The 17,731-nt window shown below is 71.7% G+C and carries 15 protein-coding genes; 5 read left to right on the top strand and 10 right to left on the bottom strand.

Features of this window, described 5'->3' with window-relative positions:
• Positions 1–100: 100 nt before the first annotated feature.
• Entirely contained in the window at positions 101–301 is a 201-nt protein-coding gene (locus tag EDD90_RS32160) for a hypothetical protein (RefSeq protein ID WP_221305140.1), read from the bottom strand.
• Positions 302–322: 21 nt separating this feature from the next.
• Here EDD90_RS32160 and EDD90_RS32155 point away from each other — a divergent pair, with 21 nt between their 5' ends.
• On the top strand, positions 323–532 hold the full coding sequence (locus EDD90_RS32155) for a hypothetical protein (protein WP_123976394.1): 210 nt from the start codon (positions 323–325) through the stop codon (positions 530–532).
• Positions 533–648: 116 nt separating this feature from the next.
• Here the strand turns inward: EDD90_RS32155 and EDD90_RS32150 are convergent, their stop codons facing one another.
• From EDD90_RS32150 to rsmI, 8 genes are all read right to left on the bottom strand, one after another.
• Positions 649–2,451: an ABC-F family ATP-binding cassette domain-containing protein gene (locus EDD90_RS32150; protein ID WP_123976393.1), complete on the bottom strand. Its 1,803-nt coding sequence runs from the start codon at positions 2,449–2,451 to the stop codon at positions 649–651.
• Positions 2,452–2,677: 226 nt separating this feature from the next.
• A complete protein-coding gene (locus tag EDD90_RS32145) occupies positions 2,678–3,940 on the bottom strand; it encodes an ankyrin repeat domain-containing protein (RefSeq protein WP_123976392.1) in 1,263 nt (420 codons plus the stop codon).
• A 420-nt stretch (positions 3,941–4,360) separates the two neighbouring features.
• The gene (locus tag EDD90_RS32140) at positions 4,361–5,290 is read right to left on the bottom strand and encodes a 4-(cytidine 5'-diphospho)-2-C-methyl-D-erythritol kinase (RefSeq protein WP_123976391.1); all 930 of its coding nucleotides are present in this window, start codon (positions 5,288–5,290) and stop codon (positions 4,361–4,363) included.
• Positions 5,287–6,156, bottom strand: a complete 870-nt coding sequence (gene rsmA / locus EDD90_RS32135; protein ID WP_123976390.1) for a 16S rRNA (adenine(1518)-N(6)/adenine(1519)-N(6))-dimethyltransferase RsmA — start codon at positions 6,154–6,156, stop codon at positions 5,287–5,289. The genes EDD90_RS32140 and rsmA overlap by 4 nt, the downstream gene beginning before the upstream one ends.
• A 38-nt stretch (positions 6,157–6,194) precedes the next feature.
• Positions 6,195–7,568 carry a resuscitation-promoting factor gene (locus EDD90_RS32130; RefSeq protein ID WP_260328232.1) on the bottom strand — a complete coding sequence of 458 codons (1,374 nt, stop codon included), beginning with the start codon at positions 7,566–7,568 and terminating at the stop codon, positions 6,195–6,197.
• A gap of 372 nt (positions 7,569–7,940) precedes the next feature.
• Positions 7,941–8,846 carry a TatD family hydrolase gene (locus EDD90_RS32125; protein ID WP_123976389.1) on the bottom strand — a complete coding sequence of 302 codons (906 nt, stop codon included), beginning with the start codon at positions 8,844–8,846 and terminating at the stop codon, positions 7,941–7,943.
• Between the two features lie 47 nt (positions 8,847–8,893).
• Positions 8,894–9,343, bottom strand: a complete 450-nt coding sequence (locus EDD90_RS32120) for a hypothetical protein (protein WP_123976388.1) — start codon at positions 9,341–9,343, stop codon at positions 8,894–8,896.
• A gap of 453 nt (positions 9,344–9,796) precedes the next feature.
• On the bottom strand, positions 9,797–10,645 hold the full coding sequence (gene rsmI / locus EDD90_RS32115; protein ID WP_123976387.1) for a 16S rRNA (cytidine(1402)-2'-O)-methyltransferase: 849 nt from the start codon (positions 10,643–10,645) through the stop codon (positions 9,797–9,799).
• 122 nt (positions 10,646–10,767) lie between these two features.
• On the opposite strand from rsmI, the gene EDD90_RS32110 reads away from it, so the two are divergent.
• From EDD90_RS32110 to EDD90_RS32100, 3 genes are all read left to right on the top strand, one after another.
• Positions 10,768–12,558 carry a dolichyl-phosphate-mannose--protein mannosyltransferase gene (locus tag EDD90_RS32110; RefSeq protein ID WP_123976386.1) on the top strand — a complete coding sequence of 597 codons (1,791 nt, stop codon included), beginning with the start codon at positions 10,768–10,770 and terminating at the stop codon, positions 12,556–12,558.
• A gap of 143 nt (positions 12,559–12,701) precedes the next feature.
• Positions 12,702–14,312 (top strand): penicillin-binding transpeptidase domain-containing protein, encoded by a 1,611-nt coding sequence (locus tag EDD90_RS32105; protein ID WP_123976385.1) that lies wholly within the window; start codon positions 12,702–12,704, stop codon positions 14,310–14,312.
• 103 nt (positions 14,313–14,415) lie between these two features.
• Positions 14,416–16,089, top strand: coding sequence for a penicillin-binding transpeptidase domain-containing protein (locus EDD90_RS32100; protein ID WP_123976384.1), 1,674 nt, complete (start codon positions 14,416–14,418; stop codon positions 16,087–16,089).
• Positions 16,090–16,125: 36 nt separating this feature from the next.
• Here EDD90_RS32100 and EDD90_RS32095 read toward each other — a convergent pair whose 3' ends face one another.
• Positions 16,126–16,473, bottom strand: coding sequence for an SsgA family sporulation/cell division regulator (locus tag EDD90_RS32095; protein WP_123976383.1), 348 nt, complete (start codon positions 16,471–16,473; stop codon positions 16,126–16,128).
• Between the two features lie 181 nt (positions 16,474–16,654).
• Between EDD90_RS32095 and EDD90_RS32090 the strand changes: the two genes are divergently transcribed.
• Positions 16,655–17,731 (top strand): energy-coupling factor ABC transporter permease, encoded by a 1,077-nt coding sequence (locus EDD90_RS32090; protein ID WP_123976382.1) that lies wholly within the window; start codon positions 16,655–16,657, stop codon positions 17,729–17,731.

The raw sequence follows: 17,731 nt of genomic DNA, 5'->3' as shown, positions 1-17,731 counted from the left end.
CCGTGATACCGCCGTTACGCGTCTTCACGGCCCCATCACCGGGTGTGCGCAAGGGGATTGCGCACGGCTGATTCACGCCGGTGCGTACCGCCCTCGGCGGTCAGCGCCCGCGTTCCTCCGCCACCGCGGCCTCGTACGCGCGCAGGGTCTCGACGAACAGGTCGCGCTGCGCCGGGGTCAGCGGGGTGAGCACGCGGCGCCAGGCGGCCGCGCCGGGGGCGAGCCAGCCGGCGATCGCCGCGTGCCGGTCGGCGCGATGGCCACTATCCGGCGCCGCCGGTCGGTCGGCATTCCGCCGCACCGGCGCGGTACGGGCGGGGCCGTGACCGGCCAGGCCGCCCCGAACATCACACTCAGCCTGCGCGAGGCGGCCTACCAGCATCCGCAGGTCCCGGACGCCCCCGCACGCCTGATCGCGGCGATCACCGACGCGGTGGCCGCCGTACTCGGCGAAGAGGTCCGCGACCAGACGATCGTCGGCCTGCTGTCCGTCCCCGAGGGACGCTCGGGCGTCGGCGGCCAGGTCGCCTGACCGGCGCATGCGAGCCCCGTCAGGGCAGCGCCCCAAAGGGGCGCGGGGAACTGCGCGACCAGCCACAACTCACCCGCACCCGACCGACGCCCCGTCACGGCGCCCCCAGCGGAGCGCTACGCGTCCTCCGCCAGCTCCAGCCAGCGCATCTCCAGTTCCTCGCGCTCCCCCGCCAGGTCACGCAGCTGCGCGTCGAGTTCGGCGACCTTGGCGAAGTCCGTGGCGTTGGCGGCGATCTGGTCGTGCAGCTTGGTCTCCTTCTCGGAGACGCGGTCCAGCTGACGCTCGATCTTCTGGAGCTCCTTCTTGGCGGCGCGCTGGTCGGCGGCGCTGCGCTCGGCCGTGGGGGCCTTGGGGGCGACGGCGGTGGCGGCGACCGTCTCCTCCATGCGCTGCCGTCGCTCCAGGTACTCGTCGATGCCGCGCGGCAGCATCCGCAGGGTGGCGTCGCCGAGGAGGGCGAAGACCCGGTCCGTGGTCCGCTCGACGAAGAACCGGTCGTGGGAGATGACGATCATCGAGCCGGGCCAGCCGTCGAGGACGTCCTCCAGCTGGGTGAGGGTCTCGATGTCGAGGTCGTTGGTGGGCTCGTCGAGGAAGAGGACGTTCGGCTCGTCCATGAGGAGGCGCAGCAGCTGGAGGCGGCGGCGCTCACCGCCGGACAGGTCGCCGACCGGCGTCCACTGCTTCTCCTTGCTGAAGCCGAACGTCTCGCACAGCTGCCCGGCGGTCATCTCGCGCCCCTTGCCGAGGTCGACGCGCTCGCGGACCTGCTGGACGGCTTCCAGGACCCGGGTGGCAGGGTTCAGCTCGGCGACCTCCTGGGAGAGGTAGGCGAGCTTGACGGTCTTGCCGACGACGACCCGGCCGGCCGCCGGCTGGGCCTCGCCCTCGGTCCGGGCGGCCTCGGCCATGGCCCGCAGCAGCGAGGTCTTGCCGGCGCCGTTGACGCCGACCAGGCCGATGCGGTCGCCGGGGCCGAGCTGCCAGGTGACGTGCTTGAGCAGCACCTTGGGCCCGGCCTGGACGGTCACGTCCTCCAGGTCGAAGACGGTCTTGCCGAGCCGGGAGGAGGCGAACTTCATCAGCTCGGAGGTGTCGCGCGGCGGCGGCACGTCCTTGATCAGCTCGTTGGCGGCCTCGACCCGGAAGCGCGGCTTGGAGGTACGGGCGGGGGCGCCGCGGCGCAGCCAGGCCAGCTCCTTGCGGACCAGGTTCTGCCGCTTGGTCTCCTCGGTGGCCGCGATCCGCTCGCGCTCCGCGCGGGCGAAGACGTAGTCGGAGTAGCCGCCCTCGTACTCGTAGACGGCGCCGCGCTGGACGTCCCACATACGGGTGCAGACCTGGTCCAGGAACCACCGGTCGTGGGTGACGCAGACGAGGGCCGAGCGGCGCTCGCGCAGGTGCCGGGCCAGCCAGGCGATGCCCTCGACGTCGAGGTGGTTGGTGGGCTCGTCCAGGACCAGCAGGTCCTGCTCCTCGATGAGCAGCTTGGCGAGCGCGATGCGCCGCCGCTCACCACCCGAGAGCGGGCCGATGACGGTGTCCAGGCCCTTGGGGAAGCCCGGCAGGTCCAGGCCGCCGAAGAGGCCCGTGAGAACGTCCCTGACCTTGGCGTTGCCGGCCCACTCGTGGTCGGCCATGTCGCCGATGACCTCGTGCCGGACGGTGGCGGCCGGGTCGAGGGAGTCGTGCTGGGTGAGGACTCCGCTGCGCAGTCCGCCCGAGTGCGTGACGCGGCCGGTGTCGGCTTCCTCCAGCCTGGCGAGCATCCTGATGAGGGTGGTCTTGCCGTCGCCGTTGCGGCCCACCACGCCGATGCGGTCGCCCTCCGACACGCCGAGCGAGACGCCGTCCAGCAGGGCACGGGTGCCGTAGACCTTGCTGACGTTCTCGACATTGACCAGGTTGACGGCCATTTCACTCCTGCGCACGGGGACGGTCAGCCTCCCAGCGTAATGCGCACGGGGAGGCCGTCCGGCCGCGAGCCGCTTTCGGCCCGCCCGCGCGCGTGCCTCGTCGAGGCGGTCGTACGCCGTCCGGCCCGGGCGGTCGCCCCGCGGCCGGTCGCGGCGGCCGGAGACCTTGGTGACGTCCTGGTGACGTCCTTGGTGACGTCCTTGGTCATCCTCCGGGGTGACCGCGTCACCCGGAGCCGGCCGCCTGCTTCGCCACACGCTGTCGGTATCTGTCCACCGCACACAGCATCCAGGTGTCCGACCACGTCTCCGGATCCACCGGACCGATGTGCCGTTCGGCGTCCACACAGCGCGGGTCGTCCTGATGAGCGAGTCCGAACACGGCGTAGATCCGGGTGACCTGGTCCTCCTCGTGCACCAGTCGGGCCAGCGCGTCCGCGATGCCGGGGTCGTGCCCCGGATACTCCGCCAGCCAGGTGCACGCCGCCGACCGCACGCGGGGCTCGGGATCCCGCGCCAGCGCGAACACCGTCTTCAGGCTCTCGGGGCGCACCACCAGCCGGCTCTCCCCCAGCTCCAGCGTGTGCGGCAGCATGCAGCGCACCCCGGCATCGGGATGCGTCAGATACGACCGCCCCAGCTCCTCGATCTCCGGGCTCCAGTTCTCGGTCAGCGCGTTGAGGACGGCGCGCAGCACCTCCGGGTCCCGCTCCTCACGCGCCCAGGGCAGCAGGACCTCCGTGCCGCGCTCTTCGAAGGGCGCGTACGACGAGATGCAGGAGCCCAGCCCGAGGAACAGCAGCAACTCCGCCGCGAACAGCCGCCGGAGGCGGTCCTCACTGCGGCCGAGTGCCACGGCCGCCGCCCAGGTCTCCTCGTCCAGCCGTCTGCTGAGGGTGTGGGCGGCCTGGAACCACACGGCATGGTCCCGGTTCCGGCGCACCAGCGCCCTCGTCAGCACCTCCTCGAACGGCGCCCGCACCCCGAAACTCGCCTCCAGCGCCGTGAGAATCCCGTCGTGCCCGTCCCGCGCGGTGAGCCCACCCACGCTGAACTGCTCGTACACCTCGTCCCCGTCGCGGTCCCCGACCACCACCCGCGCCACCGGCCCGCGGTCACCGCTCCGGCGCCGGAGCTCTGCCGCCACGCCCGCCCCGGCCCACCGCCGAGCCAGCTCCAGCAGTTCGTGCCGCACGCCCTCCGGGAACCGCACCGGGTCCCGGGTGAGCGCCGACACCATCTCGATCGACCCGCCGTCCACCGCGCGCCGTACCGGCGTACTCCCGTCGGGCAGCACGGCCAGCGAGTCGGCCCCCGCGTCGATCAGCGCGTCGACGACGTCCTCGTCGTACGCCGCCACGGCCACACAGAGCAGCGGCACCCCGGCGTCCGGGTCGAGCATGTCCGCGTCGACGTCGTCGTCCAGCAACCGCCGGACACCGTCCGCGTCCCCGTTCCGTACGGCGACGACGAGCTCATGGATGGTCATGCGTGAGCGCCCCCCGCTCCCGTGGCCGGACCGGCCGGCCCTGCCGAGCCGTCGGCCGCCGTGTCGCCGTCCCTGGTCCGGGGCCGGCCGGGGGAGCTTAGTGGCGGGAAGGGGCGCAGGGCAGGTGGTTTACGCGGGGCGTGCGGCGGCGGATGCACGCCGGAGCGGGGAGGCCGGGCGTGGTAGGCAGGCGCGAGGCATCGGGCGCCCTGCGCGAGCTCGGTCGCAGCCTGGCGCGCGGTCTCTCCGTCCACCCGGCGCACACGCCCTCCATCCCGCCCGGCGTATGCGCTCACTCACACAACGGCGTTAGCTCGCCGCTCACGCGTCGGCGGGGACGCTGGTGTCACGCGTCGGCATGGGCGCCGGTGTCCGTATCGCCGTGAGTCCCGCTGTCACACACCGGCATGGGCCCCGCTGTCACACGTCAGCGCGGGCGGCGGTGTCCGGCGTCGGCGGCAGGACCTGCGCGCCCGGTGCGGGGGCCGTTGCCGTACGGGCCGTGCGGCAGGTGCCGGAGGCCAGGAGCGCCTCGGAGACCTTGGTCGCCGATTCCGGGTCGCGGACCAGGAACGCGGTCGTGGGGCCGGAGCCGGAGACCAGGGCGGTGAGGGCGCCGGCCGCGCGGCCCGCGGCGAGCGTGTCCGCGAGTTCCGGGAAGAGGGAGAGCGCGGCGGGCTGGAGGTCGTTGGAGACGGCCGCGGCGAGCGCGTCGGCGTCGCCCTTGGCGAGCGCGTCGAGGAGGTCGGGGGAGGCGACGGGCTCGGGGATGTCGAGGCCCTCGGCGAGCCGGTCGAACTCACGGAAGACGGCCGGGGTGGACAGCCCGCGCTCCGCCATCGCGAAGACCCAGTGGAAGGTGCCGCCGACGTCGAGGACGCTGAGCCGTTCGCCGCGCCCGGTGCCGAGGGCGGCGCCGCCGACCAGGCTGAAGGGCACATCGCTGCCCAGGTCGGCGCAGATGGCGAGGAGTTCGGCGCGGGAGGCGCCCGCGCGCCAGAGCTCGTTGCAGGCGAGCAGCGCGCCCGCCCCGTCCGCGCTCCCCCCGGCCATGCCGCCGGCCACCGGAATGTCCTTGGCGATGTGGATGTGCACGGCCGGTTCGATGCCCCGGCGCCCGGCGAGCGCGATGGCGGCGCGTGCGGCGAGGTTGGTGCGGTCCAGGGGGACCTGGTCGGCGTCCGGACCCTCGCAGGTGATGCGCAGCTCGTCGGCGGGCGTGACCGTGACCTCGTCGTAGAGGCCGACGGCGAGGAAGACGTTGGCGAGGTCGTGGAAGCCGTCGGGGCGGGCGGCGCCCACCGCGAGCTGGACGTTGACCTTGGCGGGGACGCGTACCGTGACGCTCACTTACCGGACTCCTTGTGCTCGGCGATCCTCGCGAACTCCTCCACGGTCAGCGACTCCCCGCGCGCCTGCGGCGAGACACCGGCCGCCACCAGCGCCGCCTCCGCGGCCGCCGCGGACCCGGCCCATCCGGCGAGCGCGGCCCGCAGGGTCTTGCGCCGCTGGGCGAACGCCGCGTCGACGACCGTGAAGACCTCCCGCTTGGAGGCCGTCGTCTTGACCGGTTCGGTGCGCCGGACGAGGGAGACCAGTCCGCTGTCGACGTTCGGGGCGGGCCAGAAGACGTTGCGGCCGATGGCACCGGCGCGCTTCACCTCGGCGTACCAGTTGGCCTTGACGGAGGGCACGCCGTACACCTTGTTGCCGGGTGCGGCGGCGAGCCGGTCGGCGACCTCGGACTGCACCATCACCAGCGTCCGCTCGATGCTCGGGAAGGTGTCGAGCATGTGGAGGAGGACGGGGACGGCGACGTTGTACGGCAGGTTCGCGACGAGCGCGGTCGGCGCCGGGCCGGGCAGCTCGGTGACGTGCATCGCGTCGGAGTGGACCAGCGCGAACCGGTCCGCGCGCGCCGGCATGCGCGCCGTGATCGTCGCGGGCAGGGCGCCCGCGAGGACGTCGTCGATCTCGACGGCGGTGACCCGGTCGGCGACCTCCAGCAGCGCGAGGGTGAGGGACCCGAGTCCCGGGCCGACCTCGACGACGACGTCGTCCGGGCGGACCCCGGCGGTGCGGACGATACGGCGGACCGTGTTGGCGTCGATCACGAAGTTCTGGCCGCGCTGTTTGGTGGGGCGTACACCGAGCGCTGCCGCGAGCTCGCGGATGTCGGCGGGGCCGAGGAGGGCGTCGGGGGTGGGGCTGCTCACGGGACAAGGGTACGGGCCGTGGCGGACCCCTCCGCCGGTCACCCGTGCAGTCGCGCCCCGCAGTGCGGCCAGGGGGTGGCCCCGCGGCTCACGTAGAGCTTCTTCGCACGGAACGTCTGCTCCCCGGCCGGCGCGTCCTGCGGGCGCCCGCTGCCGCCGAGGCTGTGCCAGGTGCGCGTGTCGAACTGGTAGAGCCCGCCGTACGTCCCGGAGGAGTCCACCGCGTGCGGGCGGCCGCCGGACTCGCAGACGGCGAGACCGTGCCAGTTCAGGCCGTCGGCTCCCTTCACGGAGTCCGGGTGCGGCTTGGTGCCGACCTTCACCAGCTGCGCGCGCGGCTCGCGCACCAGCTCGGACGTCTCGCGGTGCGGCTTCTGCCGGACGCCGTTGACGGACCGCAGGTAGTACGTGACCCGGCGCAGCCCGGGCCGGCCGAGCTGCTCGACCACCTCGGTCCCCTTGAACAGCGTGGGGTCCTGCGTCCGCCGCACCTCGAAGGGGATCACCTCCTCGCGGACCTCCCTGCTGCCCTTGACGCGCAGCACGGTCACCGTCTGCCCGTCGCGCGGGAAGTCGCCCGGCGGGACGGAGGTGGTGTCCTGACCGTGCAGGGTGATCCCGGCCTCCTCGACGGCCTCGCCGACGGTCGCCGCGTTGGTGCGGATGGTGCGGGTCCGGCCGTCCGCCAGGATCGTGACGGTGCGCTCGGTGCGCACGTCGAGCGCCAGCCCGGCGCGACCGATGTTCTGGGAGCGCGAGGTCGACAGGTATGCGCCCTCGGCACGCACCCCCAGCTGTCGGAGCGCCCCCTCCACCGTGCTCGCCGTCGTCCACACCTCGCGCCGCCGGCCGTCCAGGGTGAGCCGGACCGGGCGGCCGTAGCGCACCGCGACCTCGTCCCCGCTGGCCAGGGCCGCGCCGCGGGCGGGCACCACCGCGTCGTGCGCCCCCACCCGCACACCCTCCTCGGCCAGCAGGCCGGTCACGTCGTCGGCGAACGTGTGCAGGGTGCGCGGCCTGCCGTCGACGGTCAGCTCGATCGCCTTGTCCTTGGCGAGGAACGCGGTGGTGCCGCCGGCGAGGAACGCGACGACCAGGGCCTGCGGCAGCAGCCGGCGTACGGCGGACTCCGGGCGCTGGGTGTACCGCGCCTTCCGCCGGCGCGCGGCCCGCCGTCCCACGACAGCGCGCGCCTCCGCCGCACGCGCCCTGCCTTCCGGCACGCGCTCGCCCTGCCGTGGAAGCACCGGCTCACTCACGTGAGCGCGCGCCGCCGCCGACGCACCTCCCGCTCCCGCCGAGACCTCGTACGCCGGACGGTACGTATCGCCGCTCCCGTAGACCGCGCCATATCCCAGCGTCGCGGAGTCGTGCACGCCGTTCACGCCGTTCACGCCGTTCATGCCGTTCATGCCGTTCACGACAGGTGCGCCGTTCGCTCCGGGTGCGTGATACCCGCCTTGCTCCCCGTACGCACCCCTCGCGCCCGGCGCACCGTGAGCACCGGGCACACCATGAACTCCAGGCATGCCCGGCACGCCATGCCCATGCGCGCCGTACTGCCCGCGCACGCCGGGCGCACCATAGGGGTCGTACGCGCCAAACGTCTCGTACTGCGATGTGCTCACGCCGACACGCTCCAGGGGGCCAGAGGGGTCCGGATCGGGCCCCAGAACCTAGCGGAGTGCCAGTCACTCTCCAAAGCGGCACGACTACTCACAGTCGCGACCCAGCTCCGAGGGAGCCCTCGCGAGCGTTATAAACCGGTTACGTTATGTGCACTCTCAGTAATCGAAGGCACGGGCCGTGTTCGCGCCCAGGGCCGTCGCCAGCGCGTCCTCGTCGATACCGCGCACGGCGGCCATCGCGCGCACCGTGATCGGAATGAGATACGGCGCGTTGGGCCGTCCGCGGTACGGCGCCGGGGTCAGGAAGGGTGCGTCGGTCTCCACGAGGACCAGTTCGAGCGGGGCGACGGCGAGGGCGTCCCGCAGGTTCTGGGCGTTCTTGAAGGTGACGTTGCCGGCGAAGGACATGAAGTAACCCTCGCGGGCGCACTCCTCGGCCATCTCGGCGTCCCCGGAGTAGCAGTGGAACACGGTCCGCTCGGGGGCGCCCTCCTCCTTGAGGACGCGCAGCACGTCGGCGTGGGCGTCCCGGTCGTGGATGACGAGGGCCTTGCCGTGCCGCTTGGCGATCTCGATATGGGCACGGAAGGAGCGCTCCTGGGCGGCCTTGCCCTCGGGCCCGGTGCGGAAGTAGTCGAGACCGGTCTCACCGACACCCCTGACCTGGGGCAGCCCCGCCAGCCGGTCTATCTCGGCGAGGGCGTCGTCCAGCGCGGTGTCGCCGCCCGCCGTGCGGGCGCCCTGCCGGGACCAGCCGTCGGGGTCGCCGTGGACGATGCGCGGGGCTTCGTTGGGGTGCAGGGCGACGGTCGCGTGGACGTTCTCGTGCGCGGCGGCGGTCTCGGCCGCCCACCGGGAGCCCTTGATGTCGCAGCCGACCTGGACGACGGTCGTCACCCCCACCGACGCGGCCTTCCTGAGGCCCTGCTCGACGGTGCCGGACTGCATGTCGAGGTGGGTGTGGGAGTCGGCGACCGGCACCCGGAGGGGTTCCGGGAGCGGCGGTGCCGCGTTCTTGTCGGCCGTACCGGAGGTGCCGGTACCGGAGGCGTTCGAAGGCATGCCCCGATCCTACGAAAGGGGCATGCCGTGCCGGCCTCGCGCCCGGGTCAGCTCGCCTTGCGCTGGAACGGATGCAGGAGATCGGACAGATGCCAGTGGTGTGGCTCCCTGACCTGTGCGGTGGCCTCCGTCGCCGCCGCCTCGGCCGCCGCCGCCTCGGTCGCCTCCTCTCCGGCCCCTCCGTCCGGAAGGCCCTGCACCGGCCGCTGATGCGAACGCTGCGCCGCGTTCCGCACCGACGAGACCTGCCCCGCACGCATGATCCGGACGACATGGCCGTCGCAGTTCAGGCACGCGGGCCGGCTCAGCGGGGACGGGACGACCTGACCGTTCGCCACATACATGACGAACTCGTGGTTGTCGGCGTCCGTGTGGTGCTCTATCTGGTACGACTGCTCCCAGCCGTGCCCGCAACGCATGCAGGCGAAGGAATACGACTCGTGGACGACGGCTGTGGCCGTACCGCGGAGGCCGGTCTGCCCTGCGATCTCACTCATGCCAGCTCCTCTTGTCCGCTGGACAAGCACCCCCGGCGCGGGGATTCCCCCCGGAATCCCGTTGGGGGTGAGGGACGGGTGCTGTCCCTGCTGACCAGTGGACGCCTTCACCGGCGCGAATGCATCAGGCCTGTCGACTGTTGGAGGCGATTTGGACTTCACTTGCCGAACAGGCCTTGCGACAGGGGGGTTGGCTTTGCCTTTCCCGCCCTCGCTTTACCGTCCCGTGGGGCGCGCGCTCAGGCGAGAAGCTCCTCGCTCAGAGGAAGCATCTCCGCAGGTCAGGGGCGCATGCTCAAGGGAGAAGCAGCGCGCTCAAAGATCAGGGAGCGCCCCCTTGGAAGGCCAGTCGCCGGGGCGCCCCGAAAGGGGCGCGGGGAACTGCGCGACCAGCCCCCGCCGCCCCGCAGCCGACTGCACAAAAGCAACCACGACAGCGCGGCCGAACCGACCTCACCCATCAACACGCTTCGCGGCAACCACCGCGTCGAACACGACCCGCTTAGGAATCCCCGCCTCCACGGCCACCGCCGCGATCGCCTCCTTGCGCCGCTCCCCGGCCTCCTCCCGCACCCGCACCCTCCGCACCAACTCCTCCGCACCGAGTTCCTCGGGTCCGCGCTCGGGCGCGCCCTCGACGACGACGGTGATCTCACCGCGCACTCCCTCGGCGGCCCACACGGCCAGCTCGGCCAGCGGACCGCGCCGTACCTCCTCGTACGTCTTGGTCAGCTCACGGCATACGGCGGCCCGCCGCTCTCCGCCGAAGACCTCGGCCATCGCGGCAAGGGTGTCGTCGAGGCGGTGCGGGGCCTCGAAGTAGACGAGGGTTCGGCGTTCCTCGGCGACCTCGCGGAGTCGGCCGAGCCGTTCGCCCGCCTTGCGCGGCAGGAAGCCCTCGAAGCAGAACCGGTCGACGGGCAGCCCGGACAGCGCGAGCGCGGTGAGGACGGCGGACGGCCCCGGGACGGCTGTGACGTGGATCTCCTTCTCCACGGCGGCCGCGACCAGCCGGTAGCCGGGGTCGGAGACGGAGGGCATTCCGGCGTCGGTGACGAGCAGCACGCGCGCGCCGCCGAGGAGCTCCTCGACGAGTTCGGGGGTGCGGGCGGCCTCGTTGCCCTCGAAGTACGACACCACACGGCCCTTGGGCGTCACACCCAGCGCCTGCGTGAGCCACCGCAGCCGCCGGGTGTCCTCGGCCGCGATCACGTCGGCGCCGGTCAGCTCGGCCGCGAGCCGGGGCGGTGCGTCCGCGACGTCGCCGATGGGGGTGCCTGCGAGGACAAGGGTTCCAGTCACCTCCCCATCCTCGCAGCAGCCACCGACAGCCCCTCCCCGGAACCGGGCGGCGATCGCAAAGGAACCCATCTCTAAGCCCCATTGCACGGGACTCACACAGAACGGTTCCCTACGATGGCGCGGTGACCAGTACCGCGTCCTCCACGGACACCCGGCAGGGCCAGGCAGTGCTCGACGAGCGGCCGACGTGGCAGCAGCGGCTGCGCCGATTCGGCTACACGGCGAGTCCGGCGCAGGCGGCGCACACCACCGGCGGCAGAAGCGCCGCGGACGCCGGCGCGCACGCCGACGTCGTCGACCGTCTGGTGCCGCCGTACGCCGAGCCCAACCCCCGGCTGTGGCTCGGGCTGGGTGTGCCCCCGGTGCTCGCCGAGCGGATCACGCGCTGGTCGGGCTGGGGCGGTCCGCTGCTCGTGACGCTGATGGCGGGTCTGCTGCGGTTCTGGAACCTGGGCAGCCCGAGGGCGGTGATATTCGACGAGACGTACTACGCGAAGGACGCGTGGGCGCTGGTCCACCGCGGCTTCGAGGTCAACTGGGACAAGAACGCCAACGATCTGGTCCTGCAGTCGAACGGCCATCTGACGATCCCGGCGGACGCGGCGTATGTCGTGCACCCGCCCGTCGGCAAGTACGTCATCGGGCTCGGGGAGCTGATCTTCGGCTTCGACCCGTTCGGCTGGCGCTTCATGACGGCGCTGCTGGGCACGCTGAGCGTGCTGCTGCTGTGCCGGATCGGGCGCCGGATGTTCCGTTCCACCTTCCTTGGCTGCCTGGCCGGCGCGCTGATGGCGGTGGACGGCCTGCACTTCGTGATGAGCCGCACCTCGCTGCTCGACGGTGTGCTGATGTTCTTCGTACTGGCGGCGTTCGGGTGTCTGATCATCGACCGGGACCGGTCACGGGAGAAACTCGCCGCCGCGCTCCAGCCGGACGCGGACGGCCGGATCCGCCCCGACGCGCGCGTGGCCGACAGTTTCCGTTTCGGCTGGCGCCCCTGGCGGTGGGCCGCGGGCCTGCTGCTGGGCCTCGCGATCGGCACCAAGTGGAACGGCCTCTACATCCTGGCCGCGTTCTGCCTGATGGCGCTGTTGTGGGACGTCGGCGCCCGCAAGGTGGCGGGCGCCCTGCACCCGTACAAGGCGGTCCTGAAGTACGACACGGGGATCACGTTCCTGGCGACGGTGCCGGTGGCGATCGCCGTCTACCTGGCCTCCTGGACCGCGTGGATCCTGTCCCCGACCGACGGCACCGGCGGCTACTTCCGCAACTGGGCGGCCACCGACGGCAAGGGCGGCAACTGGACGTTCCTGCCGGACTGGCTGCGCAGCCTGTGGCACTACGAGCACGAGGTCTACCTGTTCCACGTCGGCCTGTCGTCGCCGCACACGTACATGTCGAACCCCTGGTCCTGGATCGTCCTGGGCCGCCCGGTGTCGTACTTCTACGAGTCGCCCTCCCCCGGTACGGACGGCTGCCCGGCGAACGCCGGCGAGAAGTGCGCGCGTGAGGTGCTGGCGATCGGCACACCGCTGCTGTGGTGGGCGGCCTGCTTCGCGATCGTCTACGTCCTGTGGCGGTGGGCCTTCCGCCGTGACTGGCGGGCGGGCGCCATCGCCTGCGGCATCGCGGCCGGTTACCTGCCCTGGTTCATGTACCAGGAGCGCACGATCTTCCTCTTCTACGCCGTCGTCTTCGTGCCGTTCCTGTGTCTGGCGGTGGCGATGATGGTCGGCGCGATCATCGGCCCGCCCGGCTCCAGCGACACCCGCCGTCTGGTCGGCGCGTCGGGCGCGGGCGTCCTGGTGCTGCTGATCGTCTGGAACTTCATCTACTTCTGGCCCCTGTACACGGGCACGGCGATCCCCATCGACTCCTGGCGTTCACGTATGTGGCTCGATACCTGGGTGTGAGCCACATCCCTGATCTCCGTTCGGACAACAATCGGCCAACACCTGCCACAGGAGCTTCACAACGACCTACAGTGCGAGCCACAACCAGCTTTTGAACGCGTTCACAAAACACGGCAAAAGCACACGGGGAGGGATTTCGCACCATGCGCAAGGGGGTCAAGGGCGCCATCATCGGCGGTGCCTGCGCGGCCATGCTGGGCGGGGGCGGTTACGCCGCCTACAACGTCCTGTCGGCGCTGCACGGTGACAGCACGCCGTCCGTACGGACGGGGCCGCCCACGAACGACGAGATCAAGGACACCACCCAGAAGTTCTTCACGGCCTGGGAGAAGGGCGAGTCGGTGACGGCGGCGTCGTTCACGAACGACTCCGCGGACGCCGAGCCCGTACTCACGTCCTTCAGCGCCACCGCGCACATCAAGGACGTGCAGATCACGCCCGGCACGGCGACCGGCGCCACCGTGCCGTTCGCCGTGAAGGCGACGGTGTCCTACGGCGGGAAGTCGAAGCCGCTCGCCTACAAGAGCTCACTGAAGATCGTGCGCGGCGAGACCACGCACCGCGCGCTCGTCGACTGGGCGCCGTCCGTGGTCCATCCGGACCTGCGGCGCGGCGACACCCTGTCCACCGGCGAGGCGGCGAGTCCGCCGATCGAGGCCGTGGACCGCGACGGCAAGGTGCTCACGAAGGAGAAGTACCCGTCGCTGGGCCCGATCCTGGACGAGCTGCGCAGCCGCTACGGCGACAAGGCGGGCGGCACCCCGGGTGTGGAGCTGGTGATCCGGCACGCGTCCGAGGAGTCCGCCGACACGACGCTGCTGACCCTTGAGGAGGGCAAGGCGGGCAAGCTGCGTACGACGCTCGACGCGCGCGTGCAGGCCGCCGCCGAGACGGCGGTGACGAAGTACGCCGAGTCGTCGGTGGTGGCCGTCAAACCCAGCACCGGCGAGGTGCTCGCGGTCGCCAACCACCGCGACGACGGCTTCAACGCGGCCTTCCTCGGCGAGCTGGCGCCCGGCTCCACCATGAAGATCATCAGTGCGGCCACCCTCATCGACACCGGCCTCACGACGGCCACCGGCCCGGCGCCCTGCCCGCCGACCGCGACCTGGCAGAGCCAGACCTTCAGCAACCTCAAGGGACTGGAGCCGGACGAGAAGGCCACCCTCTCGGACAGCTTCGCGCGGTCGTGCAACACCGCGTTCGTGAAGTACGCGGACTCGGTGCAGGTCGACTCGCTCACCAAGGAGGCCGAGGACCGCTTCGGGCTCGGGAGGAACAACTGGAAGGTCGGCATCCCGAGCTTCGACGGGCGGGTGCCGGCCTCCGGCGGCCCGGACACCGCGGCCAACCTGATCGGCCAGGGCCAGGTGCAGATGAGCCCGCTGAACATGGCCTCCGTGGCGGCGACCGCGTCGACGGGCACCTTCCGGCAGCCGGTGCTGGTCTCGCAGAAGCTGGACGACCGTGACCTGGCCACCGCGAAGGGTCTGTCGGCCGGTACGGCCGCACAGCTGCGCGCGATGATGAACCGCACCGCGACCAGCGGCACCGCGGCCGGTGTGATGCGCGGCCTGCGCGGCAGCATCGGCGCCAAGACGGGGTCCGCGGAGGTCGACGGGCAGACCAAGTCGAACAGCTGGTTCGCCGGCTACCGCAACGACGTCGCGGCCGCGGCCATGACCCAGGACGGCGGTCACGGCATCGACGCGGCCGGGCCGATTGTCGCAAGCGTGCTACGGATCGGTGGCTGACGTCACTCCCACAGGCCGGGACTCTAGGCTGGTGCAGTCGTTGGGGAGCGTGAGGGCAACGGGGCGGCGGGGACCCTGGGGAAGTGCGCGGAGGAACTGAGCTGTGGGCAAGAGAAGGCGCGCCGTCGGACGACGGCAGAAGAGACCCGCCGTCATCGGCGGGATGATCGCCGTCGTCGTCGGCGGCGCCGGCTTCGGCCTCTACGCGCTGTACGGCGGCGGGGCGGCGGCCGACGCGGCGTCGTCGAGCTCCGCCAACCACAAGGACGTCAAGACCGGCCCGCTGTCGGCGACCGAGGTGCAGACGACGGCCCGGACCTTCCTGGCGTCCTGGCAGCAGGGCAAGGCCACCTCGGCCGCCGCCGTCACGGACGACGCCGCGGCCTGCATCCGGCTGCTGACCGGCTACAGCAAGGACGCCCACATCAAGGACGTCACCCTCACCGAGGGCACCCGCACCGGCGACAAGGTCCCGTTCTCCGTGAAGGCGACGGTGTCGTACAAGGGCGTCAGCAAGCCGTTGTCGTACGACTCCGCGTTCACCGTCGTCCGGCGCAAGAGCGACGGCAAGCCGCTGGTCGACTGGCACGCCTCGGTCGTCCAGCCGGACATGAAGGACGGCGACACCCTGGTCACCGGCGAGTCCGGGACCCCGCCCATCAAGGCCCTGGACCGCGACGGCGGGGAGATCACCACCGCCAAGTACCCGTCGCTGGGCTCGGTGCTCGACGGGCTGCGCGAGAAGTTCGGCAAGACGGCGGGCGGCAAGGCGGGCGTCGAACTGCGCGTGGTGCGCGGCAAGGCATCCGAGAAGGCGGGAGCGTCCGACAAGACCCTCGTCGAGCTCAGCAAGGGCACCCCGGGCACGGTGAAGACGACGCTCAGCCCGACCCTGCAGGCGGCCGCCGAGAAGCAGGTCACCACGCAGAAGAACGCCTCGGTCGTGATGATGCGGCCCTCGACCGGCGAGATCCTCGCCGTCGCCAACAGCAGTCACGGCTTCAACGTGGCCTTCCAGGGCTCACTGGCCCCCGGGTCGACGATGAAGATCGTCACATCGACGATGCTGTTCGAGAAGAACCTCATCACCCCGGACGCGTCGCACCCCTGCCCGAAGACGTACAAGCTGGCGGGCTGGACGTTCCACAACGACGACAACTCCGAGATCAAGCAGGGCTCGTTCAAGCTGAGCTTCGGTGCCTCCTGCAACAACGCCTTCATCGACTTCGCGCCGAAGCTGTCCAACAGCGACCTGACGACCGAGGCCCAGCAGGTCTACGGCCTGGGAATGAACAACTGGGCCATCGGCGTCCCGACCTTCGACGGCTCGGTCCCGGTGCAGAGCGGCGCGCAGATGGGTGCCTCGCTGATCGGGCAGGGCGGGGTGCGGATGAACCCGCTGAACATGGCGTCGGTGTCGTCGACCGTGTCGACCGGCTCCTTCCACCAGCCGTACCTGGTCTCCCCGAGCGTCGACAACCGGACGATCGCGAAGGCCTCCCGGACGATGTCGTCGAAGACTCAGTCCGAGCTGAAGGATGTCATGTCCTACACGGCGGCCTACGGTACGGCGGCCAAGGCGATGTCGGGCCTGAGTTCGAGCTGCGGCGCCAAGACGGGCTCCGCCGAGGTCGACGGCCAGAAGAAGCCGAACGGCTGGTTCACCGCCTACTGCGGCGACCTGGCGGCCGCGGGCGTGGTCCAGGCGGGCGGCCACGGCGGCGACACGGCCGGACCGATCGTGGCGGCGCTGCTGAAGCTGGGGGCGTCCCTCTAGGGCCCTGCGGGGCGCTTGCCCCTGCGGCGCGGTTCTTCAGCCGGCCACGGGAGTGGCCATGTAGGTGCGCCTGAGGAAGCGCAGCAGCGCCTTCGACTCGAACTGCACCACCGATGTGCCGTGGTCGGAGTGGAACTCCACCACGGCCTGCACCCGCCCCAGCGGCCACACCCGTACGTCGCCGCTCTCGGCCGGCGCCCTGAGGCCCTGCTCCAGCAGCGAGCGCGAGAACGTCCACTCGTCCGTCCCGGGCAGCCCGACCCGCACCGACCGCGGATCGGCGTCGGGGTCGTAGCGCAGGACGACGGGCACCGCGGGCGGCTCCACCCGCTCGTCCTCGTCCGTGACGATGTGGGCTCGCGCGTACTGCTCGACTACAGACATCGGACTGCCCTTTACGCTCCGTGACCTTTGCGAAAGCTGTCCATCCGCTTTCCCTCCAATGTCGCACATTTTCCGGAATGCGCTTGTGGGGGCCGTCGTATCTCGCGCGCGCTCCCGGATGTGCGATTCACAACCTTCTAGCTCTTGCAAAAGCTTCGCAATAGAACCCTAAAATCGAACGGTGCATGTACCTGACGGATTCTTCGACGCCCCCACCTCCGCGGTCACCGGAGCGGTCGCGGTCGGCGCCCTCGCGGTGAGCCTGCGCGGCGCCCGCCAGGAACAGGGGGGCACCTCCCGCGCGAGCGAAGCCGAGCGTGGGGGAGAACGGACCGCTCCGCTGGCGGGCCTGGTGGCGGCGTTCATCTTCGCTGTACAGATGCTCAACTTCCCCGTCGCGGCCGGAACAAGCGGCCATCTTCTCGGCGGGGCGCTGGCCGCGATCCTCGTCGGCCCCTTCACGGGGGTGCTGTGCGTGTCCGTCGTCCTGCTCATGCAGGGCATCCTGTTCGCGGACGGCGGGCTGACCGCGCTCGGCGTGAACATCACCGACATGGCGATCGTGACGACCGTGGTCGCGTACGCCGTCTTCCGGGGTCCGCTGAAGGTCCTGCCGCGCTCCCGGCGCTCGGTGACCGCCGCCTCCTTCGTCGCCGCCCTGCTCTCCGTCCCGGCCGCCTCCGTCGCCTTCACGCTCCTCTACGCCGTCGGCGGCACCACCGACGTGTCCATCGGCAAGGTGGCCACGGCGATGATCGGCGTGCATGTGCTGATCGGCGTCGGTGAGGCCGCGATCACCGCGCTCACGGTCGGCGCCGTCATCGCCGTCCGCCCCGACCTGGTGTACGGGGCGCGCGGGATGCGGCAGGGGCTGAAGCTGCGCGTGAACGGCGTGCTGGTGGACGCGCCCTCGGCGCCCTCCGCGCCCGTGGCGGGGGCGCGCGCCTCCCGTCGCGCCGTGTGGGCCACCGGTCTGGTGACGTCCCTGGTGCTCGCCGGTTTCGTCAGCTTCTACGCCTCCTCCGACCCCGACGGCCTGGAGAAGGTCGCCCGCGACCAGGGCATCGACGCGAGGACGGAGGAGCATGCCGCCGCGGGTTCCCCGCTCGCCGACTACGGCGTCGAGGACGTCTCCGACGCCCGCCTGTCGGGCGGCCTCGCGGGCGTCATCGGGGTGGGCACGACCGTCGCCGCCGGCAGCGTGGTGTTCTGGGCGGTGCGCAGACGCCGTACGAGCGTCCCCTCCCGGGTGCGCTGA

It is taken from the genome of Streptomyces sp. Ag109_O5-1 (genome assembly GCF_003814875.1).
Classification (GTDB): Bacteria; Actinomycetota; Actinomycetes; order Streptomycetales; family Streptomycetaceae; genus Streptomyces; species Streptomyces sasae.
The sequence above is the reverse complement of the archived record's forward strand: the minus strand, read 5'-3'. Positions and strand labels throughout refer to the sequence as shown.